Source organism: Flavobacterium sp. KACC 22761 (assembly GCF_034058155.1).
Taxonomy (GTDB): Bacteria; Bacteroidota; Bacteroidia; order Flavobacteriales; family Flavobacteriaceae; genus Flavobacterium.
The window spans coordinates 2520137-2543200 of sequence record NZ_CP139148.1 but is presented as its reverse complement, the minus strand read 5'-3'; the positions used below and the strand labels follow the sequence as shown (position 1 = coordinate 2543200).

Here is a 23064-nt window from a genome sequence, read left to right as displayed (position 1 = left end):
TTATTGTATTTCATAAATTACCGGAGCAGTTCTTGGCAATAAATAACTACCAGCTCCAACAAGTTTAGTTTTAATCTCAGAAATAGTAACCTGATCTCCTCTTCCAGCTTTAGAAAGTACTGTTTTACATTGAGCATTCAATTTGTTACCTGTAACCACAACTGTTGGTTGACCAGCAATTTTTAAATTAAATCCAACAACATCTAAACCAACTTCGAAATCAAAATCTTGAAGTTTAGCACCAATAGTAGCAATTTCTAAGTTAGATTTAGGACCTTTAACAACTCCTACTTCACCTCTAATTGTACCTGTTGGCCCAGGAATACCTTTAATTCTGAATGTTTTCTTATCAGAAACTTTATCTCCATTTGGCAATGTACCAGTTACAGAAATTGTAGCTTCAGTTCCAGCTCCCGGGCTCATGTTATATTTACCTGGTTTACCAGCTGAACTTAATCCTGGAGCACTAGCAACAACTTTATTGTCAGCAACACCAGCGAAAGATACAGAGATTGGGTTAACAACACCTCTATACACTACGTTCATTTTGTCTGCAGAAATTGTAGCAGAGTTTGGTCTTGGAACTACAACATACTTTCCAGCAAATTTAAGTGGAATATTTTTTCCATCTTCTAAGAAAGTAAATTGTCCATTGATATTTTGTTCTCCAACTCCACCAGCAGTTAAAGAGATAACAGCTTGTCCGTTTACAATTTGACCAGGACCTTGGAAAGATGTTGGCTTAGTGTTTTCGTCATAACGACCTAAAACTACCTTACCAGTAACTTTCTCACCTTGGAAATATGCATTTTTATCTAAAACAACGATTGCTTGATAATTGCTGTAAGAAGCAGCAGCAACGGCAGCTTTACCTAAAGCCGCACTGTAAACATCAGCTTCAGCTTTTTGAACGTCATTTTGCCAAGCAGAAAGTTTAGCTAATGAAGCAACAGCAGGGAAACCTTTAAAGTGGTAAGCTAAATATTTGTCTTTTAAACCTTCTTTGTTTTTTACATCAGAAACATCAAATTTCTTTTCAACCTCAGCTAAGATTGCAGCATATTTTTTGTCTGACAACGCAGCTTTCATGTCTGCTTTATACTTTTCGATGTGAGCAATGATATCATTTCCTTTTTTAGTGTATCCATCACCAGTAAACCAGTTGTCAATATTGTCACCTTTGTCCATTGACTCATATGGCAATTTACCAGTTTCTTTATCGGTTTCAAAGCCTTTTAAAACATCCGCTTTTAAAGAACCTACGTAAGCATAAAATTCTTTTGAAGTTGTTTCAACTTTGTGAGCCGTTACCGCCGCAGTAGCAAATTCTCCTTTTGCTTCAGTTGCTTTTTGGTCTAACGACATCAACATGCTTGCATTTGTTTGCTCTGAAGACGTATTAGCACTTTCAAATTTTTCATTCATTAATCCAAAAGCAGATAAAACTTCTTTGGACATGTTCATTGCTAACATTGCGATGAAAACCAGATACATCAGGTTGATCATCTTCTGTCTAGGGGTTAATTTTCCTCCTGCCATTTTTTTCTAATTAGTTCTTATTAATAATTTTAATATAATAGTTAAAAACTAATTATCCTTTGTTACTCATTGCAGAAAGCATACCACCGTAAACACTGTTTAAAGAAGCGATGTTAGCAGTCATAGATGCCATTTGCTCTTTTAATTTAGCAGCATTTTCAGCGATTTCGCTGTTAGCTTGTGCATTTCTTGAAGCACTTTCTAATTGAACTTTATATAAACTGTTTAATGATTCCATTTGTGCAGCTGCCATAGACATTTCTTCAGCATATTTCTTTTGACCTGCAATTGAATCTACAGTTGGAGAAATTGCTTTTGCAGCGCCTTCGAAGTTTTTGATTGAATTTCCTAAGCTTGCCATTAACTCACCGTCAACTTTAGCTTCTTTTAACATGGCATCCAATTTTTGAGATAATAACCCTTGAGCATCAGTTGGAGTTTCAGCTTTTGCTTCTTTTTTTCTAGCTTGTCCGTTTGCCAATTCTGGGTAAACAAGAGTCCAGTCTAATTCGTCTTCAACTGGTTCGAAAGCAGAAAGTGCAAAAATTAACGCCTCTGTCACCAATCCTACTGAAAGCATAACTGTTCCTGTTAATGGTCCAATTTCAAAGTGAGTGATTTTGAATAATGCTCCAATAATTACCACTGCCGCTCCCATACCATAAGCGAAATTCATTGCTTTTTTACTTAATAATGCCATAATAATTTTTTTTTAGGTTTTAATTTTAAAATAGATTCGATTTGGTTATTGTATTTAATTTACTTATAAATTACTTTCTTTTAGAGCTTCCAGTTACTTGAGTTCCCATGTAATCTTGTACAGTTCTGAAACCGATATAACTTCTTGCTGAATCAGCATATTCGTGATCACGAGTACTTACTTGTAGGAAGTAAGCAACATCTTTCCAAGATCCACCACGAACAACTTTTCTTTGGTTGTTTCCATCAATTACGTTAGGGTTCATTGTAGAAACATACTCGTATGCATTTGGATTATAAGCTGAATCTGTCCACTCTGCAACGTTTCCTGCCATATTGTATAATCCGTAACCGTTTGGTTCGTAAGATTTAGCTTCAACTGTGTATAAAGCTTCGTCAGCAGCATAATCACCTCTGTTAGGTTTGAAGTTTGCCATGAAACATCCTCTATCACTTTTTGTGTAAGGACCACCCCAAGGATAAGTTGCTGATTCCAGACCTCCTCTTGCAGCATACTCCCATTCAGCCTCTGTAGGCAATCTGAAAGAATTTACTAAGTCACGTCCTTTTTTCTTAGATTTAATGTAACTGTTTTTATTTAACGTTCTCCAAGCACAGAAAGCTTTTGCTTGTTTCCAAGTAACACCAACTACAGGATAATCTCCATAAGCTTTGTGCCAGAAATAATCATTGTGCATTGGCTCATTATATGAGTAAGCGAAATCTTTAATCCAAACTGTTGTATCAGGATAAACACTAACTTGTTCTGTTTTAACAAAGTCTTTTCTTTTTCCAACTTTAGCTTTAGCTGCAGCTTGAATATCCATCCAAGAATAACGGAATTTCAATTTATTTACATCCATCGTTCTTAAACCATTATAAGACTCTTCAATTGGTAAATACAATGAATCCATCACCTCAGCATAGTACTCATCTGGATAAGCTTTTGTATCCTTAATCAACTTAACTTTTTTGTTTAATTTTCTACCAGCATAAGGATCATCTTTTGTCCCTACACTATAGTAGTTATCATACATATATTTATCATAAGCCGTCATTTTATCTGGCTCAGAATCATTAAATGCATAATCAGCAATACTGCCACCTTTTTTTCCTTTACCGTCACCAGTAGCTTTTTGACCTGTTTCGTCAGCTAAAATTGCTAAACGAACACGCATTGTAGAGTCTTTTACCCACTCCACAAATTGACGATACTCACTGTTAGTAATCTCTGTTTCATCCATGTAGAATGAACGAACTGTTACTGTTTTGGTTGGAGCATCTTCTACATTAGCTAAATCTGCATCAGCTTTACCCATAATAAAAGATCCACCTGGAACTAAAGTCATTCCGTATGGCTTTTCAGGATGCCATTTCCCTCCTGTAACACCAACTAACTCACCTTTGTCACCTGATTTACCACAGCCAATTACCAGTGTTAACATTGCTGTAAATGCAATAAACTTCTTCATATAAATTTGGGATTATCTATTCATTATTAAAAGTCCGTAAACGTATTTATTATTTATCTAAAAAACAATACTAGTTGCGAATTTTATTTTACCGTTCAAAAATAATGTTAAATAAAATAAAAAAAAAATATTTCATCGATAAACTAACGCAAAAAATCGACCAAAAACATCAAATTTTATAATATGTAATCTACTTCTTATTAATATTTGTTAATTAATTTTTCAAAATTTTAAAAAATTAAGATTTTAATTGAAATTTTATTCTACAAAGCATTTTTTCGCTGTGCTTTCCACCATCTTTCTGGCAATTCTTGATTGCAAGCACACAAATATTCGTCGTAAGAACACGGTAATAACGTATTTCTTTTCAATTTATTGCTGCCGTTTGAAACAAATGGAATTTCGATCCACCAACGATCAGTTTTGTCGCTTTTGTAAAAGATAAGTTCCTCATCTTCTAGCGGAACAATATATTTCAAATAATTTGTTCTGCTTCCAAATGGATATTCTTTCGAACGATAATGATAGCCTTCTATAAAATACCAAACAATTTGAGCAATCAGAACTGATTCAGGCACAGTGCTATTATGATTAAAAATTCCAAATGCCGAAACTTTATCACTTATTCCTGAATATCTGGCCAAAGAACAAATCTCTTTTCCATTAAATCCATTTGGCTCAAAAGACACCAAATTACCTGACTCTGAAGATTTCACCGAATTCAAATCAATACTAACCAAATCAGCATCTCTGAAAACTGGCTCTGACAATGCGATATTTGTTGAAATCTCTCCTAATCGATAAGCATCAAAAAACAATTTTTCGATCAAATCAATCTCTTCTTGAGAATTATAATAGGTTTGATATCCTATATTACAATAATTAAATAAGTTATTTGGCTCATCTATAATAATTTTGGTCAGATAAGAATTAGCCGAAACCGATTCATTTTCTTTTCCAAAATCAAAACGATTATCTACCGAAACCAAATTTACCATCTGCTCCAAATCGTCATAAGCGCGATATAAAGCATAGGTCAAATCCTGAGAACCTCCTAGGACTATAGGAATGACTTTATTTTTAATCAAAGAAGCCACAACTTTTTTAAGTGCAAAATAAGTGTCTTCAACCGAATCACCCGCCAGGATATCACCAAGATCAGCAATAGATGCATCCCAATTACCAGGAAACATGCCATAAAGCTTCTTACGAATCGAAGTCAAATTGACTTCATTCACGATATTAATGTTTCGTCTGTCTTCTAAAACACCAATAATGGCAATATTTATTTTGCTGATATCAGGAAATTGATCATGGGTGTGCAACACTATTTTACTGCCCAATTCTTGAGAAGACAACGAATTGATATAATTTACAATTCCTTCGTTAACTGGTTCTAGAAAATCAAATTCCATTTATTGTGCTTGTATTATTTCTTTTTTGCTGTTGCTTTTTTAGCAGGAGCCTTCTTTGCTGTTGTTTTTTTTGCCGGAGCTTTTTTTGCGGGAGTTTTCGCTGCAATCATTTCTTGAACTTGAGCCAATGTCAATTTTGTTGCATCGACATCTTTACTTAATTCAATTTTGATTTTTCCTTTCAGAATTACAGAACGTCCCCAACGTGCTTTTTCTACGACAATTCCTTCTTCTTCCCAGTTATGAAGCACTTTGTCAATATTCTTCTGTAATTTATCCTCAATCAATTCTTCAACATCAGCTTGCGATAAATTGTCAAAATTGTATTTTTTGCTCACATTTACAAAAAGACCGTTCCATTTGATGAAAGGACCAAAACGCCCCACTCCTTTTTGAACAGCTTCTCCTTTGTAAACTGCAATTGGCGCATCAGCAAGTGCTTTTTCGTCAATTAATTCCTGAGCTCTTTCTTTAGAAACTCCAAGAGGATCTTCGCCTCGAGGCAATGAAATAAATACACTTCCGTGACGTACATAAGGCCCATAACGACCATTACTAACCTCCACTTCTTCTCCTTTGTATTCTCCTAAACTTTTTGGAAGCAAGAACAAGTTCAAAGCTTCTTCAAGTGTAATATTTCCAATATTTTGATCAGCCATTAAGCTGGCAAACTTCTTATCTTCATCGTCTGCTTCTCCAATTTGAGCCATTGGTCCAAATTTCCCTAAACGAACAGAAACTTGTCTTCCGTCAGCATCTTTTCCTAGAATTCTTTCACCGCTTTCACGTTCAGCATTTGCCTCAACTTCTTTTACATTTGGATGAAACTGATTGTAGAAATCCTGCATCATTTTTGCCCAATCGATGTTTCCTTCGGCAATTTCGTCGAAATCCTGCTCAACTTTTGCAGTAAAATTATAATCTAAAATGTTTCCGAAATTCTTCACTAAGAAATCGGTTACAATAGTTCCGATGTCTGTTGGAACTAATTTTCCTTTATCAGAACCTGTATTTTCTTTTAAAACCTTCTCTCCTACTTTACTGTTTTGCAAAGTAAGCTGCGTATAATTACGCTCTTGACCTTCCAAAGTTCCTTTTTCAACATAATTTCTATTAATAATAGTTGAAATAGTAGGCGCATAAGTAGAAGGACGTCCAATTCCAAGCTCTTCAAGCTTTTTAACCAAAGACGCCTCGGTGTAACGAGCCGGCGGTCTTGAATATCGTTCTGTGGCTGTAATATAGTTATTTGCTAACTTTTCATTTACTTTTAAAGCTGGAAGCATTCCTTCTTGCTCTTCTTCGTCATCATCATGACCTTCCAAATACACTTTTAGGAAACCTTCAAAAAGCAATACTTCTCCAGAAGCTGTAAAAATTTCGCCGTGATTATCTGCTTCGATTTTCACATTTGTTCTTTCAAGTTGCGCGTCGCTCATTTGCGAAGCCAAAGTTCTTTTCCAGATCAAATCATACAAACGCGCTTGATCACGGTCGATATTTACTGAATGACGCGACATATCAGTTGGACGAATTGCCTCGTGCGCTTCTTGTGCTCCTTTGCTTTTATTTGCAAAAGTTCTCGGTTTTGAGAATTCTTTTCCGTAAGATTTTATGATTTCTGCTTCAGCGGCGTTCATTGCCTCTTTTGAAAGATTCACGGAGTCAGTTCTCATATAGGTAATAAGTCCCGCCTCGTATAAACGCTGTGCTAACTGCATTGTGATTCCAACTGGCAAATACAATTTTCTCGCAGCTTCCTGTTGAAGTGTCGAAGTTGTAAAAGGCGCTGTTGGAGATTTTTTGGTAGGTTTAGTTTCTAAATCGGCTACCTTATATTTAGAACCGATATTTTGATTTAAGAAATCTTCTGCTTCTTTTTTAGTATTGAAATTTTTAGGCAGTTTTGCTTTGAAAGCTTTTCCGGCTTCGTTTACAAATTCCGCCACAATTGAATAGGTTGCAACTGCGTTGAAACTTTGTATTTCACGTTCTCTTTCAACAATCAGACGTACAGAAACCGATTGTACACGACCTGCAGAAAGTCCACCTTTTATTTTTCTCCATAAAACCGGAGATAATTCGTAACCTACTAAACGATCCAGAACACGACGTGCCTGTTGTGCATTTACTAAATTATAATCAATTTCTCTTGGATTTTCGATTGCCTTAAGAATCGCAGATTTTGTAATCTCGTGAAAAACAATTCGTTTCGTTTTTTTGGTATCCAGTTTTAATTCTTCCGCCAAGTGCCATGAAATAGCCTCTCCCTCGCGGTCCTCATCGGATGCTAACCAAACCGTTTCGGCATTCTTAGAAAGTGATTTTAGTTTCGTTACCAAGGCTTTTTTATCCGGAGAAACTTCATATTTAGGTTTAAAACCATTTTCTACATCTACTCCTATTTCCTTTGATGGTAAGTCTGCTATGTGTCCATAACTTGACTCCACCTGAAAATCACTCCCAAGAAATTTCTCGATCGTTTTCGCCTTTGCAGGTGACTCCACTATTACTAAATTCTTTGCCATTGCTCTTATTTTCTGCAACAAAAGTATTTATTTTTTTTAAATATTAACCTTATGAATGCATTTTTGAGGTATTTTGATATTATGAAACTTAAAATTGCAGATTTATCTGTAATAATCTCGATAATATATATAGGTATAACTTTTAGTGATTTTTAACCAAGAAATCGCTTTTAATTTTAGATTTCAGAGTTTAGATTTTAGATTCCAAAAAAAATGTCCTAATTCAAAATTCAATTTATTTATCCTTTTACTACAATATTTACTTTTAAATAGATTGGCTCCTAGCCCAGACTGCAACGAAAAGCCCGGAGTAAAAAAAGCAAAAGTTTCTTGTTTTAAAAAAGCGACCAACGGAAGCTCTTTTTGAAACATTAGAAACTTTGCTTTTTTTATGAGGACTTGAAGTGAAAAGCTGGAAATAGCTCCTAATTACTCTTAAATTGAGCTCAAAGCATTAGGTATCAACATTTCTCAAAACATTGTTAATTCTTTATCTGACATCTTGTCATATTAGATTCAATTACGCTATCTTTGCACTTTGAATTTTTACAATGGAAAAGATTATTGAAGAAAGCAAACAGGGCGAAAGTCTTGTTTTGGAAAATAAACCTGAGAATACTAAAAAACTATTTATAGAAAGTTACGGCTGTGCGATGAATTTTTCGGACAGTGAAGTCGTAGCTTCCATCTTGTCTGACGGTGGCTACAACACTACTTCTGTTCTAGAAGAAGCCGATTTGGTTTTGGTAAATACTTGCTCTATTAGAGATAAAGCAGAACAGACTATTCGCAAGCGTTTAGAGAAATATAATGCAGTAAAACGCACGAATCCAAAAATGAAGGTAGGCGTTTTGGGCTGTATGGCGGAGCGTTTGAAAAGCCAATTTCTAGAAGAAGAAAAAATCGTTGACTTAGTTGTTGGTCCAGATGCTTATAAAGATCTTCCGAATTTATTAGCAGAAGTTGAAGAAGGCCGTGACGCCATTAATGTAATTTTATCAAAAGAAGAAACTTACGGAGATATTTCGCCTGTTCGTTTGATGAGCAACGGAATCACAGCTTTGGTTTCAATCACTCGCGGTTGCGATAATATGTGTACATTCTGCGTTGTGCCTTTTACACGCGGACGCGAAAGAAGTCGTGAACCGCAAAGTATTATGAATGAAATTCAGGATTTGTGGAATAATGGTTATAAAGAGGTTACACTTTTAGGACAAAACGTTGACAGTTACCTTTGGTACGGCGGAGGCTTGAAAAAGGATTTCGTAAACGCTTCTGAAATGCAAAAAGCAACTGCGGTTGATTTTGACCAATTGTTAGAAATGGTTGCAGTTGGTTTTCCAAAAATGCGTATCCGATTTTCGACTTCAAACCCTCAGGATATGCACGAAAGCATTTTGCATGTTATTGCGAAATATCCAAATATCTGTAAACACATTCACTTACCGGTTCAGTCTGGAAGTAACAGAATTTTGAAAGAAATGAATCGTCTTCATTCTCGTGAAGAATATATGGCTTTGATTGATAAAATCAGAGCGATTGTTCCAGATGCTTCTATTTCACAAGATATGATTGCTGGTTTCCCAACCGAAACGGAGCAAGATCATCAAGACACGATGAGTTTAATGGAATATGTAAAATATAATTTCGGTTATATGTATTCGTATTCTGAACGCCCTGGAACTTTGGCTGGAAGAAAAATGAAGGATGATGTTGCGGAAGAAACCAAAGCGAGAAGATTACAAGAAATTGTCGATTTACAACAAAAACATGCTTGGTTTAGAAGTGAGGAATTTGTTGGAAAAACTGTTGAAGTTTTAGTAGAAAAAGTTTCTAAAAAATCGAAAGAAGAATTTTCAGGAAGAAATTCACAAAGTATTACGGTAGTTTTCCCAAAGGAGAATTACAAAATTGGAGATTTCGTAAACGTAAAAATCACAAGCTGTACCAGCGGAACTTTGAAAGGTGAAGCGGTTGGGCTTAGCAGCATGAATTAAGTTTTTTTGCCACGAATTTCACAAATTTACACGAATTTTCTTTCAAAAATTTCTATAGATTTGTTTAAAAAACAAAGATGGAATTATACAGAAAAGAAGAGTATTACAAAATTGTCGGAATTTGCATGGAAGTTCATAGAATATTAGGTGGCGGACTTTTAGAAATTGTTTATAAGGACGCTTTAGAATATGAATTCAAAAACATAATATTCCCTATGAACGAGAAAAAGAATACAACATTCAATATAAAGAAATTGTTTTAGCGCATAAATTTTATGCTGATTTTGTTGTTTATGACGAAATCATTTTAGAAGTAAAAGCATCAAAAGAAATAGTTGATGAATATATCGCTCAAACAATAAATTATTTAAAATTAGCTGATAGTGATTTAGGAATTATCGTTAATTTTAATAAAAAGACATTACAACACAAAAGAGTTATTCATTGACCACTTTTTCAAAAATTAGTGAAATTCGAGAAATTCGTGGCAAAAGAAAAATACAAGCCAAAGTTTTAGGCAAAACCTGAAACAAACAAAAAACTTGAAACAAAATCGATATGGAAACAGTTCAAGCAATAAAACAACGATTTGAGATTATTGGAAATGATCCGAAATTAAATCGTGCTATCGAAAAAGCCATTCAGGTTGCTCCAACTGATATTTCGGTTATGGTAACTGGGGAAAGTGGTGTTGGTAAAGAGAATATTCCAAGAATTATACATTCGCTTTCGCACAGAAAGCATGGTAAATATATTGCCGTAAACTGCGGCGCAATTCCGGAAGGAACGATTGACAGTGAACTTTTTGGTCACGAAAAAGGTGCTTTTACAGGTGCAACAAGCACACGTGAAGGTTATTTTGAAGTGGCAGACGGCGGAACCATCTTTTTAGATGAAGTTGGTGAATTGCCATTGACAACCCAAGTAAGATTACTTCGTGTTTTAGAAAATGGCGAATTTATTAAAGTAGGTTCCTCTCAAGTTCAAAAAACAAATGTTCGTATTGTTGCCGCAACAAACGTGAATTTATTCAATGCTATTGAAAAAGGCAAATTCCGTGAGGATTTGTACTATCGTTTAAGTACAGTCGAAATTACTTTACCACCTTTACGCGAAAGAAACGACGATATTCATTTGTTGTTCAGAAAATTTGTAGCCGATTTTGCTCATAAATACAAAATGCCTCCTTTAAGACTGGATGACGATGCTGTTCAGCTTTTGCAGAAATTCAGATGGAGCGGAAATATTCGTCAGCTTCGAAATGTGGCAGAACAGATTTCTGTTTTAGAAACTAATCGTGATATCAGTCTTGCGACTTTACAATCGTATTTGCCAGCTGAAGGAAGCAACTTGCCGTCTGTTATTAGCGACAGCAAAAAAGAAAGCGACTTTAGCACAGAAAGAGACATATTATACAAAGTGCTTTTTGACATGAGAAGCGATTTGAACGATTTGAAAAAACTGACTCTAGAATTGATGAAAAACGGTTCATCAAAAGTGCAGGATATCAATCCGAATTTAATTCAGAAGATTTACGGAAATCAGCAAAACGATAGTGAAATTGATTTTGAAGAAGAACCAAGAACTGCGGTAATGACAACTCCTACAGTTCGTGAAGAAAACTATCAAATTCAAGACGACAATTACCTATTTGCCGAAACTATCGAAGAAGAAGAGATTTTACGCTTGGAACAAAAAGAAATCGAAATGATCAAAAAATCATTAGAGAAAAACAAAGGAAAACGTAAAGCCGCTGCCGATGAACTAGGCATTTCTGAAAGAACGCTATATCGTAAAATCAAACAATTCGATTTATAAAATAATTAAATTACAATTTTGAAATTCCAAATTCCAATTGCCTATATTTGGACACGGTTGAAATTTGAGATTTAAAACATTGGGATTTCCTCTTCAATATTATGAAAAAAATATATTCTTTATTTGCACTTTTAAGTCTGTTTTTATTAAGCGGATGCAATGTTTATAACTTTACCGGAACTGGGCCAATTGACGCCAAAACATTTCAGGTCAACTTTTTTCAAAACAATGCTGATTTGATTGAACCTGGAATCGACAGACAATTTACATTAGCACTTCAGGATTTGATTATGAATCAAACCAACTTGAATTTAGTGAGCAACAGTGGAGATTTGGTTTACGAAGGAGAAATTGTAGATTACAGAATAAGCCCGATGACAGCAACAGCTGTTGCGGCAGATGGTAGCGTAGGTGCTGCACAAAACCGTTTAACGATCCGTGTAAATGTTCGTTTTACAAACAAGAAAAAAGAAAAGGATGATTTTGAAAGAACATTTGAATTTTACAATGACTTTCCAGGAACAGATCTTCCAACGGGAGCTGTTTTAAGCAATGCAATCCAAACTATTTTTGAAAGAATTACTCAAGATATTTTTAATGAGTCATTGGCCAAATGGTAATTTTATAGTTTAATCGGTTAATCGTTTAGTCGTTAAATCGATTAAACAACTTTTCCGATTACACAGTTAAACAAATAAACGATTAAACAATAAAAATGAACGTAACCGATTATACATACCTAATAAACAAACCTGATACCGTTACAGAAAAACAGGCCGAAACATTAGGAAGTGTTTTGAATGAATTCCCTTATTTTCAAAGTGCGCGCGCATTGCGATTAAAAGGACTTTACAAACAAAACAGTTTTAAGTATAATTATGCTTTAAAAGTTACGGCAGCACATACCACTGATCGTTCGGTTTTATTTGATTTTATTACTTCGGAAGAATTCACTCCTATTCAGGGTGCTTATTACGAACGAAAACTGAGAGACCTTTTAAACATTACTGTTTTTGATGTCGAAATTATTTCAGCGGAAGAAAAAAAGAAAATTACCGAGGTCCGAATCGATCCAATCGAAAAATCAATTTTGGATTCTATCAAAGAAGCGACAACGGTTACTTTTGAAGAACCAATAAAAGTGGAAGAAAAACCAATTGAAGCTGTTATTGAAGAGCCAATTGAACTTTCTGCCAAAGAAGAAATTCCAGTTGTTGAAGAAACTCCTATTGTTAAGGAAAGTCGAACTTTTCTAGAAGACAGATTAGACGATGAAATTCCGAGTGTCCGAATTGACCCAATTGAAGAATCGGTATTTAATGCTATTAAAGAAGCTGGAAATATAGTTTTTGAAGAAGCTAAAACTGTTGAAGAACCAATTGTAGTTGAAACTCCAGAAACAACAATTGTTGTAGAAGAAACTTTAACGGAAGAACCTACAGCAATTGAAATTCTGCAAACAGCAACACCTGTTGAAGAAAGTGTAGCGATTGAAGAATCAAAAGAAATTGAAATTCCTGAAACTACAATTGTAGTTCAAGAAACTCAAACAATCTCAGAGCCCGAAGAAATCGAAATTCAGGAAGCAGTAAAAACGGCAGAAGAGAATCTAGAAATTGGAAAACCATTGGATTTTTCAGGAAACGAAACACATTCATTTCAAGAATGGCTGCAATTAGCAAGAACTGAGCCTATTGACAGAACCAAAGAAGCGCCAATGGAAAATAATTTAACGAAAAATCCTGTTGAAATTGCAGAACAAACGTTAGGAACAGTTAATCCAGAAGAAAAAATAGAGGAAGAGAAAAAGAAAAAAGCCGAAATAATCGACCGATTTATTGAAGCAAATCCAAAAATCTCTCCGATAAAGCAAACTGCAATAACTGCAGCTGCCCAACTTGACATCAACAAAGACGATAGTTCATACTTAATGACAGAGACTTTAGCAAGAGTATATTTGGAACAAAAAAAATACACAAAGGCAATTCAAGCATATGAAATATTAATTTTGAAATATCCAGAAAAAATTACTTTCTTTGCAGACCGCATATCGGATATAAAGATTTTACAACAAAATAACAATAACAATAATTAAGTAATGAGCACATTTTCAATTTTTTTAGTTTTAATCACAATAGTTTGTTTTCTATTGATCGTAGTAATCATGGTACAGAACCCTAAAGGAGGAGGATTGTCTTCTACTATCAGCGGAACTCAAATGTTAGGTGGTGTACAAAAAACAACAGACTTTTTAGATAAAAGTACTTGGACATTAGCTACTATTTTGATCGTTTTAGTTATCCTTTCAAGCTTAAGCTTTACAGGTTCATTAAACGATACTGGATCTAAAATTATTGAAAAAACAGAAGCTCCAGCAACTACGCCAGCAGCTCCGGTTCAAGGAACTCCTGCACCAGCAGCTCCAGCTAAATAATAATTTTGATATAAATTAAAATGCCAGCCTGTCAAAGCTGGCATTTTTTTTAAGAAATAATGTCAGTTTATTGAGCATGGCACAATTTCTGAAAGTTTATTGAACAATAAAAAACGTATAACTTAATTAATAATATAAAATCATGGCTTTAAACATTAAACCGCTTTCAGACCGCGTACTTATCGAGCCTGTTGCAGCTGAAACTAAAACTGCCTCAGGTATTTTTATTCCAGATACTGCCAAAGAAAAACCCCAAAAAGGAACTGTAGTTGCAGTAGGAAACGGAACTAAAGATCACACGATGACTGTAAAAGTTGGAGACACTGTTCTTTACGGAAAATATGCTGGTACTGAATTAAAATTAGAAGGTACTGATTATTTGATTATGCGCGAAGACGACATCTTAGCAATTATCTAAAAAAAATTGTATTAAGTATTAAGTAAGAAGTATTAAGAATTAAGAACTTCATTTAACTTGAAACAAATCAAACTTTAAACAAAAAATTAAAATGGCAAAAGATATAAAATTTGATATTGAAGCACGTGACGGATTAAAACGTGGTGTTGATGCATTAGCAAATGCTGTAAAAGTAACTCTTGGACCAAAAGGTCGTAACGTAATTATCGGAAAATCATTTGGTGGACCAACTGTTACTAAAGATGGTGTTTCTGTTGCAAAAGAAATCGAATTAAAAGACGCATTAGAAAATATGGGTGCGCAAATGGTGAAAGAAGTGGCTTCTAAAACCAATGACCTTGCAGGAGACGGAACTACAACTGCTACAGTTTTAGCTCAGGCTATCGTAAAAGAAGGTCTTAAAAACGTTGCTGCTGGTGCCAATCCAATGGACTTGAAACGTGGTATTGACAAAGCTGTTGAAACAATCGTGGCTGACTTAGCGAAACAAGCTAAAGTTGTTGGAAGCGATTCTGACAAAATTCAACAAATTGCTTCTATCTCTGCAAACAATGACGAAGTTATTGGTGAATTAATCGCTACCGCTTTCGCTAAAGTTGGAAAAGAAGGTGTTATTACTGTAGAAGAAGCTAAAGGAACTGATACTTTTGTTGACGTTGTTGAAGGAATGCAGTTTGACAGAGGATATCTTTCTCCTTACTTCGTAACAAACCCAGAGAAAATGGAAGTTGAATTAGACTCTCCATACATCTTATTATACGACAAAAAAGTATCTTCTTTAAAAGAATTACTTCCAGTTTTAGAGCCAGTTGCACAATCAGGAAAACCATTATTGATTATTGCTGAAGATGTTGACGGAGAAGCGCTTTCTACATTAGTAGTAAACAAATTAAGAGGTGCTCTTAAAATTGCTGCTGTAAAAGCTCCTGGTTTTGGAGACAGAAGAAAAGCAATGTTAGAAGATATCGCTATCTTGACTGGAGGAACTGTAATTTCTGAAGAAAGAGGTTACACTCTTGAAAATACAACGATCGAAATGTTAGGAAACGCAAAAAGAGTTTCTATCGATAAAGATAATACAACTATCGTAAGCGGTGCTGGTGAAGCAGATATCATCAAAAACCGTGTAAACCAAATTAAAGGTCAGATGGAAACTACTACATCTGATTACGATAAAGAAAAATTACAAGAGCGTTTGGCTAAATTAGCCGGTGGTGTTGCAGTTCTTTACGTTGGTGCAGCTTCTGAAGTTGAAATGAAAGAGAAAAAAGACAGAGTGGACGATGCTTTACACGCAACTCGCGCTGCTGTAGAAGAAGGAATTGTTGCTGGTGGTGGTGTTGCTTTATTGAGAGCTAAACTTGCTTTAGCCGATTTAAAAGCTGATAACGCTGACGAAGCAACTGGAATTCAAATCGTTTCTCGCGCTGTTGAAGCTCCATTAAGAACTATCGTTGAAAACGCTGGTCTTGAAGGTTCTGTTGTTGTGGCTAAAGTTGCTGAAGGTTCTGGCGATTTTGGATACAATGCAAAAACTGACGAATATGTTGACATGCTTAAAGCTGGAATTATCGATCCTAAAAAAGTAACTCGTGTAGCTCTTGAAAATGCTGCATCTGTTTCTGGAATGATCTTAACTACAGAATGTGCATTAATTGATATTAAAGAAGAAAATGCCGGAGGCGGAATGCCAATGGGAGGCGGAATGCCAGGAATGATGTAATTCATTCTCTTCTTAAACTTAAAAGCGCTGGATTTATTATCTGGCGCTTTTTTTTGTTTGCCACGAATTGCACTAATTTACACGAATTAGTTTTAATCTTTTGCGCATAGTTTAATTAGCCACAGATTACACAGATTAAAAGGATTTTTATTTTATGCGGATCATAGATTATAAAAATTAAATCAATCTGCTTAAATCTGTAAAATCTGCGTGAAAAATTTTTAGTGTATCCAATAAGAAATCCTTTTAATCCGTGTAATCTGTGGCAACTTCTTTTACACAAAGCATTAGTGGAAATTCGTGCAATTCGTGGCAGCTCTTTTATTTAACATTCTCTTTTTCTTTAAAAAATCTGTTATCAATACCTTTGTTGCTTCACAATAATATAAAAAATGAAAAAGCAGTTTACTACTCTCCTATCTTTAATTTTTCTTTTACTATCATTCGTTTTACAAGCCCAAACTAATAAAGATACATATGTCGTTTTAGTTTCTATGGATGGTTTTCGCTGGGATTACGGCAAACAATTCAAGCTTCCGAATTTAAAGCAAATTGAAAAAGAAGGCGTTCATGCCAAATCAATGAAACCATCTTATCCAAGTAAAACTTTTCCAAATCATTATTCGATTGTAACAGGTCTTTATCCTGATCATCACGGAATCATCAATAATGTTTTTTATGATGCTACCTTAAATCAAGCTTTTTCATTATCAAGCGATGCAAAAAATGATTCCAGATTTTATGGCGGAAATCCGATTTGGAATTTAGCCGAACAACAAGGTGTGAAAACTGCCTCTTTCTTCTGGCCAGGTTCTGATATCGACAAAAGAAATCCGAGTTATTTCAAAAAATACGATAATAAAATTCGGTACGAAGCGAGAATCGATACAGTCATGAAATGGTTGCAACTTCCAGAAAAACAAAGACCTCATTTAATCACTTTATATTTTGACGAACCAGATCATACTGGGCATAATTTTGGTCCGCTTTCGCCGGAAAACAAAAAAATGGTTATCAAAATGGATTCTATAATGGGTGAAATCTCAAGAAAATTAGATCAATTGCCTATCGGAAAACAAATCAATTTGATCATCGTTTCAGACCACGGAATGGCAAATATCAGCAATGATAAAAAAGTAGCGGTTTTAGATTATTTAAAACCAGAATGGTTGGGTTATAAAGATGTAGTGAACCCAATTATGAGCGTACAGGCAAAATCTGGTTATCAAGATTCTATCGCTAATGCTCTCAAAAAAGTGCCTCATATTAAATTCTGGAAATCATCTGAAGTTCCCACAAGATTACATTACGGAACAAATTCACGAGTACTTGATTTTGTTATTGAAGCTGATAAAGGATGGAGTTTAGTAACTAAAGAATCTCAGAACATAAAAGGCGGAACGCATGGTTACGACAATAATGAAAAAGATATGCACGCTATTTTTTACGCAAAAGGGCCAGCTTTTAAAATAAACAAAAGAGTCAAAACATTTCAAAATGTTTCGGTTTATCCTTTAATAGCACATATTTTAGGTCTACAAATAGGAGAAATCGACGGAAAATTGAGTGATGTAGAATTGATGCTTCGCTAATTAGAAAATGTGATAATTAGATAATTTTATTGCTGGTGTAAATTGTAGAGGTGCACTGCAGCGTGCCTCTATAGTACAGATATGCGACCTGTTAATCATTATCACATTTTCTAATTATCTAATTGACACATTAACTTACTTACAGAAACTTGCACGGTTTTTGATAATTACAGATTAATATTACAATTAATTTTATAGCTTTATGGTAATTAAAATTGTTCCTAATATTTTCTGTATGAAATTAATCATTCGGTTTTTTAGCTTATTCTTTTGCATACATTCCTTTTCGCAAGAGATTAGCAATCAAGATAAAATTACCAAGTACCTTGCTGACTATTTTTCAGAAGACCGAGAGATTATCCACGTCCAATTCAATAAAAATATTTATACAAATGACGAAGATATCGCCTTCAAGGGATATATTCTCAGCAAAAACAACAATATCCCGAACAGTGCCACTACAAATGTTCAATTAGTCATTTATAATGATGAAGAGCAAATCGTTCAAAAACAATTGCTTTTTGCACAAGACGGTATTTTTTCTGGCGGTATTCATTTAAATGAAAAATTTAAATCGGGTAAATATTATTTCCATTTTTATACAAACTGGATGAATAATTTCAAGGAAGATGATTCCTTTAATCAGACCATTAAAATTATTGACAAAAACAATCCATACGTTTTTGAAACCAATGAACCAAATTGGGTAACAGCAGAAATAAGCTTATTTCCTGAAGGTGGCATTATACTAAGCGATGTTGTCAATACAATAGGCGTGAAGATTACAGACTGCAATAAAAAAGGAATAGAAATTACAGATGGCGTTATTTTGGACTCAAAATCAGATGAAATTTCAAACTTTCATACCAACAAAATGGGAAATGGTGTTATTTATTTAAGAGCCAAATTAAATGAAAAATATACCCTCAAAATAAATAATGACAAATTAAAAATAGAACGTCCTCTTGGCAAAATTGCAGAAACCGGACTAATCTTAACACAAAAAGATTATCCTGCAAAAAACAAATTACTTGTTGTTCTAAAAACAAATGAAAAAGGATTACAGTCCGTTCAAAATAAAAAATTCATTGTGCTCATTCAGCAAAATGAAAATTTGATGCTACAGGAAGTTACCTTCAACAATAACAAAACCGAACAGCCAATTTTCTTTGATAAAAAATTCCTATCAAATGGCATTAATACTGTCCGAGTATTAGATGAAGATTTGAATGAAATTACTGAAAGATTTACCTATATCGAAGAAAACGGAAATCCGTCAACACTACTTCAAACGAAAACAACAGCTAACGACAGCATCATATTATCTGGAAAAACGGAAGTTGATAAAGCCCATTTGAGTATTAGTATTCTGCCCGAAAAGAGCGTTTGCAATACTCAGAAAAAATCAATTTTAGGAACTTTCTACTTAAATGCCTATTTGGACAAACCAGTAAATGACACTTACTTTTATTTTAATCCAGACAATAAAACCCGAAAACAGGATATCGAACTTTTATTGCTTGCACAAAACAAAGGCAAATACTTGTGGGAAAATATCAAATCAGGTCCGCCAAAAATCAATTATGAATTTGAAAAAGGAGTTACCATAAATGGAAAAGTCGAGAGAGAGCAAAAACCGAATTCTAAAAATAAAATTACGCTCTTTGAATTAAAAAGTAATCTGTTTGACGAAACCATCATTGACCAGAATAATGATTTTAAATTTGAACATTTTTTTGTTCAGGATTCGACTGTTTTGGCTTTGCAAATGAGCAATGAAAAAAACAACACTTTAACCACTAAAATAGAAGCGCGAATTGCCAGAAATGAGCCTCGATTTGCTTTGGGACCATCATTTGAAAAGACTTTTTGTCAAGCAAGAAAGACGTCTGACAATGTTTTTAACTTTCCTCCGCCTAAAACAAAGGCTACTACATTAAAAGAAGTAGAAGTAAAAAATACTGCCCAAAAAGAAGTTTTTATTCATAAAGCAGAAGTAAGCCCTATGGCCAAAGCTTTTAAAATTGACGGCAAATCACATCAGACTTTGCTAAATTTTCTATCTTTAAATGGTTATAATACAGGTATTGACCCCAATAATTATACCGTACGTATAGCAGATCGCAGAGATGCTTATAAGGGTTGGGCGCCGGGTTCTTATCTCACAGCTACTCCTCCAAACGTGTATATTGACAATTTTTTACTTTATGATTTTAATGATTTGTATTATCTCACGCTAGATCAAATAGATGAAATCTACATTGACAGAACCGGAAGCTCTGATGTTACAGCCTTAAGAGGACACGGTACAATTAAAATTTTCATGAAAACAGGTCAAAAAAACGAATATTTCAAATCAAAACATACTTCACTAATCGTGACAAAAGGTTTTGCTCAAAATTTCACCTATAAAACTGTACCATTCGAAGATCAGGATGAATTTAATTATTTCGGCACCTTGAATTGGTCACCAAACGTCGATTTAACAGATCGCTCAGACTTTCAAATTAAAATTCCAAAAAATCAGCAAAAAGAAATACAGGTTCTAATAGAAGGTTTTACTGATGATGGATATTTAATTTCAGAAGTCAAAAAAGTTCCTGTTGGAGTAAATAATTAGATAATGTGGCAATTAGAAAATTTTGAATACTATCTGAGAAACCCGACAGGTTGTTAAGCCTGTCGGGTTGTTTTTTGTTTGTCTATATCCTTTTGTCAGGCTGAGCGGAGTCGAAGCCCACGTGCCAATTGGAGCGCTCTTCGACTTCGCTCAGGGTGACAATCATCGTCTAATTATCTAATTGGCAAATTGTCACGTTATCTAATTAACTAACCACTTTATAAGTAGGATCTTCAATTACATTGACATTAATAACAGCATCGGCATTTTTGAGTAATTTTCGGCAGTCCTCGCTCAAATACTGTAATTCTACCGTTTTGTTTTGTTCTTTGTATTTTTTAGTCAAATTATTTAGGGCTTCAATCGCTGACATATCAGAAACTCGGCTTTCTTTAAAATCAATAATGACATGATTGGGATCATTTTGGACATCAAATTTTTCTAAAAAAGTAGTGGTCGAACCAAAAAACAATGGTCCATAAATTTCGTAATGTTTTATTCCGTTTTCATCAATATAGTTTCTGGCACGAATTCTTTTGGCACTTTCCCACGCAAAAACCAAAGCCGAAATAATTACACCAATCAAAACTGCCAAAGCCAGATTATGCAGTACGATTGTAATTAAAGCAACCAGAATTCCAACAAAAATATCATGTTTCGGCATTTTGTTGATAATCCTGAAACTTGCCCATTCAAACGTGGTAATTGCCACCATCATCATTACGCCAACTAATGCGGCCATTGGCAATTTACCAATTACTGGCGCTCCAAAAAGTATAATCATTAAAATAGTCAACGCAGCAATAATTCCCGAAAGTCGGGCGCGTGAACCGGCGCCAAGATTTACCAGAGTTTGCGCAATCATTGGGCAACCTCCCATTCCGTAGAAAAAGCCATTTAAAATATTCGAGCTTCCTTGTGCAATGCATTCGCGATTGCTATTTCCTCGAGTTCCCGTAATTTCATCCACTAAATTCAGCGTCAGCAAACCTTCAGTCAAACCTACCGCTGCAACAATTACTGAATACGGAAAAATAATTTTTAAAGTCTCAAAAGAAATTGGAATATTCGGAATATGAAACGGAGGAAATCCGCCTTGAACCGAAGCGATATCTTCGACTGTTTTAGTTTCAATATTGAAAACAATCACTAAAGCAAAAACAACCATAATGGCAACTAACGAAGCCGGAATTGCTTTTGTAATTTTAGGAAAAACTAAAACAATTGCAATAGTAAGCGCAACTAAACCAAGCATAATGTATAAAGGAGTTCCTTGAAGCCAAGAAACCTGTCCATTTATTACAGTTTTAAATTGTTCTAATTGCGACATGAAAATGACAACTGCCAACCCGTTTACAAAACCAAACATTACGGGTTGTGGCACGAGTCGAATAAATTTGCCGAGTTTAAAAAGTCCAATGCAAATTTGCACTACACCGCCCAATGCAACGGCAGCAAAAACATATTCTATTCCGTGTGATTTCATTAAAGCAATCAAGACAATTACTGTTGCTCCTGCCCCGCCCGAAATCATTCCCGGTCTTCCTCCAAAAATTGCGGTAACTAATCCGGCAATAAAAGCAGCATATAATCCAACTAATGGCGGAAATCCAGCTAAAATAGCAAATGAAAGCGATTCTGGAATCATTGTCATTGCGACCGTAAAACCGGCTAAAATTTCGTTTTTGTAATTGACTTTCTGACTAAAATCGAAGAGTTGTGATGCTTTTTTCATAGGCCACAAATGTAGAAAACAATGCCTAACAACTCGATAAATCAAGAGAAAAATATAGATTACTCCAACCTCACACAAGTATAACCAAGGCAATTAACATAATCGATAATATTATCATATTTTATATCAATGCCTTCGACCCGCAATATTTTATCACAATCTTCTAAATCAAAATTAATTTTATAATCCGGGAATTGGGCTTGTATAACGGCAACGACATAGTTTTTGTCTGCTTCTTTCTGCACATTTGTTTTGAAAACTTCAACTATCATGGGGCCGGTTTTAATTCTCTTTTTCTTTAAAAAAGATTATAGTGGTATCGTAATTTAAAGTTAAGTAAAAACTTTCAAAATTGAAATTTTTATCTAAGTAAATTCTTTCGATATTTAAAGGTCAGATCGCAAAAAATAATTCAAATAAGAAAACAGTATACATAAACTACTCAAGCTCTTGCAACATACATCACTTCAGAAAAAATCTAAAAAAACTTCTGAATTTTGTTTATCCCGTTTCTCTTCTTTCTTACAAACCGAAGACGTATTTTCTAAATACAAATTACTTTTTTAGATTTTCGACCGCTTCATTTCACAACGAAACTAGAGCTTTTTCTCTAGCCTGATCATACTAAAACCTTAATTATCAGCAATAATTTTCACATCAACTAGAATTATATTACTATTTTGTAAGAAATTATTCTCGTTTTTTTTGGTTTTGTCCGAGATTACCATTTATATTTGTTTTCGATATTTAAAACAAATTAAACAATGGGTAAGAGTAAGGCAAAAAACTATAATTCCTACAATTCTACTATATTAGAAGCTTTGTTTTTAAAATACGAAGTTTCAAAATATTATATCAGACAGTGCATAAACGGTTCGGTGCAAGGAGTTAAGGCTGACAATATCAAGAAAGATTATTCTATAATGGAAAAAGCACATGAAGATGTTGTTTTTCAGCTCATCAAAAAAACATTAAAATAAATTAAAAAAGAATAATATAGTTCAAGTAAATGTTTTTGAGATTTAAATTCCGAAGGCTTCTTTCTGACGGCTTTTTTTATCACATCACCAAACA

At 34.4% G+C, this 23064-nt stretch carries 17 protein-coding genes and 1 pseudogene; 11 read left to right on the top strand and 7 right to left on the bottom strand.

The window, feature by feature from the left end:
* The 5 genes from porM to topA all read right to left on the bottom strand — a co-directional run bounded on the left by porM (position 1) and on the right by topA (position 7653).
* Complete coding sequence (gene porM / locus SCB73_RS11080; RefSeq protein WP_320566318.1) at positions 1–1539, bottom strand: type IX secretion system motor protein PorM/GldM; 1539 nt, start codon at positions 1537–1539, stop codon at positions 1–3.
* A 52-nt stretch (positions 1540–1591) separates the two neighbouring features.
* Complete coding sequence (gene porL / locus SCB73_RS11075) at positions 1592–2239, bottom strand: type IX secretion system motor protein PorL/GldL (protein ID WP_320566317.1); 648 nt, start codon at positions 2237–2239, stop codon at positions 1592–1594.
* A 70-nt stretch (positions 2240–2309) separates the two neighbouring features.
* Complete coding sequence (gene porK, locus SCB73_RS11070; RefSeq protein ID WP_320566316.1) at positions 2310–3710, bottom strand: T9SS ring complex lipoprotein PorK/GldK; 1401 nt, start codon at positions 3708–3710, stop codon at positions 2310–2312.
* A 263-nt stretch (positions 3711–3973) separates the two neighbouring features.
* The gene (locus tag SCB73_RS11065) at positions 3974–5125 is read right to left on the bottom strand and encodes a formimidoylglutamase (RefSeq protein WP_320566315.1); all 1152 of its coding nucleotides are present in this window, start codon (positions 5123–5125) and stop codon (positions 3974–3976) included.
* Positions 5126–5139: 14 nt separating this feature from the next.
* On the bottom strand, positions 5140–7653 hold the full coding sequence (topA, locus tag SCB73_RS11060) for a type I DNA topoisomerase (RefSeq protein ID WP_320566314.1): 2514 nt from the start codon (positions 7651–7653) through the stop codon (positions 5140–5142).
* A 551-nt stretch (positions 7654–8204) separates the two neighbouring features.
* Between topA and miaB the strand changes: the two genes are divergently transcribed.
* The 10 genes and pseudogenes from miaB to SCB73_RS11010 all read left to right on the top strand — a co-directional run bounded on the left by miaB (position 8205) and on the right by SCB73_RS11010 (position 20255).
* Positions 8205–9650 (top strand): tRNA (N6-isopentenyl adenosine(37)-C2)-methylthiotransferase MiaB, encoded by a 1446-nt coding sequence (gene miaB / locus SCB73_RS11055; protein WP_320566313.1) that lies wholly within the window; start codon positions 8205–8207, stop codon positions 9648–9650.
* A 140-nt stretch (positions 9651–9790) separates the two neighbouring features.
* A pseudogene (locus SCB73_RS11050) lies at positions 9791–10098 on the top strand (GxxExxY protein).
* 110 nt (positions 10099–10208) lie between these two features.
* Positions 10209–11468: a sigma-54 interaction domain-containing protein gene (locus tag SCB73_RS11045; RefSeq protein WP_320566312.1), complete on the top strand. Its 1260-nt coding sequence runs from the start codon at positions 10209–10211 to the stop codon at positions 11466–11468.
* 101 nt (positions 11469–11569) lie between these two features.
* Positions 11570–12088, top strand: coding sequence for an LptE family protein (locus tag SCB73_RS11040; protein WP_320566311.1), 519 nt, complete (start codon positions 11570–11572; stop codon positions 12086–12088).
* A gap of 95 nt (positions 12089–12183) precedes the next feature.
* Positions 12184–13563, top strand: coding sequence for a tetratricopeptide repeat protein (locus tag SCB73_RS11035; RefSeq protein ID WP_320566310.1), 1380 nt, complete (start codon positions 12184–12186; stop codon positions 13561–13563).
* Between the two features lie 3 nt (positions 13564–13566).
* Complete coding sequence (gene secG, locus SCB73_RS11030) at positions 13567–13902, top strand: preprotein translocase subunit SecG (RefSeq protein WP_320566309.1); 336 nt, start codon at positions 13567–13569, stop codon at positions 13900–13902.
* A gap of 142 nt (positions 13903–14044) precedes the next feature.
* Positions 14045–14320, top strand: coding sequence for a co-chaperone GroES (locus SCB73_RS11025; RefSeq protein WP_008467105.1), 276 nt, complete (start codon positions 14045–14047; stop codon positions 14318–14320).
* A 91-nt stretch (positions 14321–14411) separates the two neighbouring features.
* Positions 14412–16043 (top strand): chaperonin GroEL, encoded by a 1632-nt coding sequence (gene groL, locus SCB73_RS11020; protein ID WP_320566308.1) that lies wholly within the window; start codon positions 14412–14414, stop codon positions 16041–16043.
* A 392-nt stretch (positions 16044–16435) separates the two neighbouring features.
* Positions 16436–17635 carry an alkaline phosphatase family protein gene (locus tag SCB73_RS11015; RefSeq protein ID WP_320566307.1) on the top strand — a complete coding sequence of 400 codons (1200 nt, stop codon included), beginning with the start codon at positions 16436–16438 and terminating at the stop codon, positions 17633–17635.
* Positions 17636–17870: 235 nt separating this feature from the next.
* The gene (locus SCB73_RS11010) at positions 17871–20255 is read left to right on the top strand and encodes a hypothetical protein (RefSeq protein WP_320566306.1); all 2385 of its coding nucleotides are present in this window, start codon (positions 17871–17873) and stop codon (positions 20253–20255) included.
* 205 nt (positions 20256–20460) lie between these two features.
* Here the strand turns inward: SCB73_RS11010 and SCB73_RS11005 are convergent, their stop codons facing one another.
* Together SCB73_RS11005 and SCB73_RS11000 are read right to left on the bottom strand one after the other, a co-directional pair.
* The gene (locus SCB73_RS11005) at positions 20461–21990 is read right to left on the bottom strand and encodes a SulP family inorganic anion transporter (RefSeq protein WP_320570059.1); all 1530 of its coding nucleotides are present in this window, start codon (positions 21988–21990) and stop codon (positions 20461–20463) included.
* A gap of 59 nt (positions 21991–22049) precedes the next feature.
* Positions 22050–22262: a hypothetical protein gene (locus SCB73_RS11000; RefSeq protein WP_320570058.1), complete on the bottom strand. Its 213-nt coding sequence runs from the start codon at positions 22260–22262 to the stop codon at positions 22050–22052.
* A 492-nt stretch (positions 22263–22754) separates the two neighbouring features.
* Here SCB73_RS11000 and SCB73_RS10995 point away from each other — a divergent pair, with 492 nt between their 5' ends.
* Positions 22755–22970, top strand: a complete 216-nt coding sequence (locus SCB73_RS10995; RefSeq protein WP_320570057.1) for a hypothetical protein — start codon at positions 22755–22757, stop codon at positions 22968–22970.
* Positions 22971–23064: the final 94 nt, after the last annotated feature.